This is a genomic window from Rhizobium moroccans (genome assembly GCF_057559155.1).
This window is the reverse complement of sequence record NZ_JBHFJG010000036.1, coordinates 172,990-176,166: the sequence shown is the minus strand read 5'-3', so window position 1 is coordinate 176,166 and position 3,177 is coordinate 172,990. Positions and strand designations below refer to the sequence as shown.

General features: G+C 60.9%; 4 protein-coding genes. 2 read left to right on the top strand and 2 right to left on the bottom strand.

Annotation, left to right across the window (positions count from 1 at the left end; all coding sequences use genetic code 11):
- A partial coding sequence (locus ACE04I_RS17740) for a HEPN domain-containing protein (RefSeq protein WP_487207405.1) occupies positions 1–479 on the top strand: 479 nt, incomplete at its 5' end.
- A gap of 97 nt (positions 480–576) precedes the next feature.
- Positions 577–1,038: a hypothetical protein gene (locus tag ACE04I_RS17735; RefSeq protein WP_487207404.1), complete on the top strand. Its 462-nt coding sequence runs from the start codon at positions 577–579 to the stop codon at positions 1,036–1,038.
- 89 nt (positions 1,039–1,127) lie between these two features.
- Here ACE04I_RS17735 and ACE04I_RS17730 read toward each other — a convergent pair whose 3' ends face one another.
- Together ACE04I_RS17730 and ACE04I_RS17725 are read right to left on the bottom strand one after the other, a co-directional pair.
- Complete coding sequence (locus ACE04I_RS17730; protein WP_487207403.1) at positions 1,128–2,696, bottom strand: hypothetical protein; 1,569 nt, start codon at positions 2,694–2,696, stop codon at positions 1,128–1,130.
- Positions 2,693–3,177: EscT/YscT/HrcT family type III secretion system export apparatus protein (locus tag ACE04I_RS17725; RefSeq protein WP_487207402.1), on the bottom strand; the 485-nt coding region annotated here is incomplete at its 5' end. The genes ACE04I_RS17730 and ACE04I_RS17725, both read right to left, overlap by 4 nt.

Genomic DNA, 3,177 nt, shown 5'->3' with positions numbered 1-3,177 from the left:
GGCCGCTGGCCGAACCGAAGCGGCTTACTCCCGCCGATGCCCTCAGGGTGGCGAAGGAGCATTTCGAGAGGCAGAGCCAGAGTGCGAAATATTTTTGCCAGTTGGCGCGCTATGCCATTTCAGATGGACAACCAAATCACGCGGCATTCAACTTACATCAGGCCGTCGAAACCGCCTACTCGTGCCTTCTCCTGACCCTCACCAACTACAGCCCGCCATCACACAACCTCAAATTCCTGCGTGGCCTTGCCGAGGATCACGACCGCCGGCTCATCGAAGCCTGGCCGCGTGACCAGCACCGCTTCACCGCATGGTACAACATCCTCAACGAGGCCTATGTGAAGGCCCGCTATTCAAAGCATTTCGAGATCACCGAGGAAGCACTCGCCTGGCTTCTCGAACGGACAGAGCATCTCCATCGCCTCGTCGAAACGATCTGCAAGGAGCGGCTGGCGGAATTGGAGCAGAAAAACGCGTGAGCTGATGTCTTCGTCGCCGGGAATTCCGTTCGCTTCATAAGGACGTCACGCGACTGGTTAATAGATGCCAACGGTTCAAAAGCCGAGGAAGTATCCGATGTCCATCACATTCCCCGCCGGCATTACGCCTCCGACCCAAACCTCCGATGCTTCGTCGTTCGAGCAGAAGCTGAACGCTGCGAAATCCAGCCAGGTTTTGGTCGAATACCTGAAGGAAAACGGAAAGTCCGCGATCAATGCACGCGAGCTCTCCGAGCTTGCGAACAACGCCAATGGCGGCGTTCCTTCCGATGTTTCGGCAGCAGCCGCCTACATGGTGCGCCATGAAGACGTCTTTGCCGCGATCGAGACCCACGACGTTGCCGGCCAGGACGATCTCTCCGGCGTCTGGAATTTCGAATGGGCAGCGGCAGGCGGCCTCGAAGGTACGTCCATCGAAGCCATCGCCGCCATGAGCGATGCTTTCGATCGCGCCATCAACGCCTCGGCGAAAATCACCGAGATCACGACCGAGAGCAAGACGGAACTCGACGCGACCAAGCAGCGCGCGCAGAACTGATCTATCAAGAAGCGGAACGCCGGCAAGGCACGAAGACCCTGCCGGCGGCCCATTCGCGAACCCGCCATTCCCCTTTGCGGCTACACCGCCTAGAACTGCATGTCGGGATCGTCGAAGCCGACGAGATCGGGCGTGACGGCAACGACGTATTGCCCGTTCAAGAAGGCCAGAAGACGCTGGAAGGCGCGGCCTTGCGCTTCCATCCGCGTGAAACTTTGGAGTGCCGTCCAGTTCGCGCCCAGCACCATTGCATTGTGGCCAAGTTGGCTGAGATCGGCCAGGAAGGCGGCCCGCGGCGCGTCGAAACCGACATCCGTCAATGTGAGACGCACCATTTCCAGCACCGGCCCTGCTTCCGCATCACTTGCTGCGAGCGAAACCTGCCGAATGTCCTTGAGCGCCGCGCTGCTTCCAGCGATCGAGGCAAAGACGCTCCGGCTCGCTAGAAAACGGCCATGCAGATCGCGCAGTTTGCCGTCGAAGGAATAGGCGGCAAGATCGCGAACGGCGCGAAACGCTTCGAGCCCTGCTTGCTCGAGACGCTCCAATTGCGGCTCCAGATTACCCAGCAAGGCCGGCTGCCCCTTGAGGAAATCGATGAGCGCATGGTTCGCATTCTCGTCCCCCTCTCCCCGCCACTTGATCCATTCAATGCAAAGCGGTCCGGCATGGCGCAGCACATCGGAATAGGCCTCGTCGATACGCTCGCCGAGCCGGACGAAGCCGGCGAGAAGGAGCGTCAACAGCGTCTTCGCGCGCGATGGGTCCTTGTCGCGATGGGCGAGTTCCGCAGCAATCGCCAGCGCCAGCTTCGCACCCGCACCGATGCCGATCGACTGGGCAAGCCCAGAAAATATCGTGTTGTCGTTCGGGGTCGCCGGCGCCAGAATGACGGCGCTGATATCCTGCATCAGGCGGGTCGCCGCTGGATTGCGAGGGTCCTTGTCGATGGCGGCCGCGACTTGGGCGAGAGCCAGCGCGGTGCGCACCTCGCGCTGCCTCTCATCGATCCTGCCGCCGCGATCCTCGCCGCGGACCACCTGTTCGAAAATCGTCGCGACAAGTCCGGCTGCCCTGTCGAGCAATGCCGAGACCTGTTCAGGAGAAAGCGAGCGTACGGCCGCATGCAGCTTCTGCGCCGCGACGAAAGAACCCGATGCTGCGAGACTGTACTCGATGCCGGATGCAGCAGCTGCAATCGCCTGTCCTGATCCGGAGGGGGAAGACACAGGCGACGGCGAGCCAGGATAGGATATGGTCTGCCATTCGGCGGCGGCATTCGATGCGGCAGTCATACGCTTCTCCGCTGCCGGAGCGACCCGTGCCGGCGCGGCGAAGTCGCCCTGACCTTTGTCATCACGATCTTCCGTCCCGCCTACCTGAGCCGGCCTGCCGGCATCGTCGATCAGGTTTTCAAACGTTAGCGGCGCGGGGTCGATCACGTCGGGCTTCGATGGCTGGACCCGTGCCAATGCATCTGCGACGACCGATGTCGTCAGCGCCGTGCCGGACAGCTTTTGTCTGGCATCCGCCCCCAGCGATCCTTGTTCCTTCTCCAGGTCCTCGATCTCGGTCCAGTTCTTTTTGGCGGCGCTGTCTAAAAAGGCGTCGCTCAGGCCTGCCAGACCGTCGAGCAAGGGAAGCACCGGATTGTTCATGACGCACCCTCTCCATTCGTCACGAAGCTGCGCAGGATGTCGAACGTGCCGCGCAGCGCCCCCAGCTGGTCGAGCAGCAGCGGTACCAGGAAGATAAGGTATAATACCATCAGAAATGCGAAGAGCAGGTTTTTCACCGCCAGCGACAGATCGAAGACGTGGAGCTGCGATGCCATGCGCGACAGAAAGGCCATCATGATGTCAACGATCAGAATGGCGATCACCAGCGGCGCGATGATGATGACGCCAATTTGCATGATACGATCCAGGACACGCAGGATCCCCGTAAATGCCTCTGCGTTCAGAACGGGGGCGAAATTCGCCGCCGGCCAGAGCTGATAACTTCGGTAGAAACCGTCGAGCAGCAGCATGAATCCGCCCGACATGAAGAAGAGCGCCAGCAGCGTAACGGTCAGCAGCGTCGCCGTGACGGAGGATTCGCCGGCCGCCAGCGGATCGACGAGCTGCGACATCGTCGATC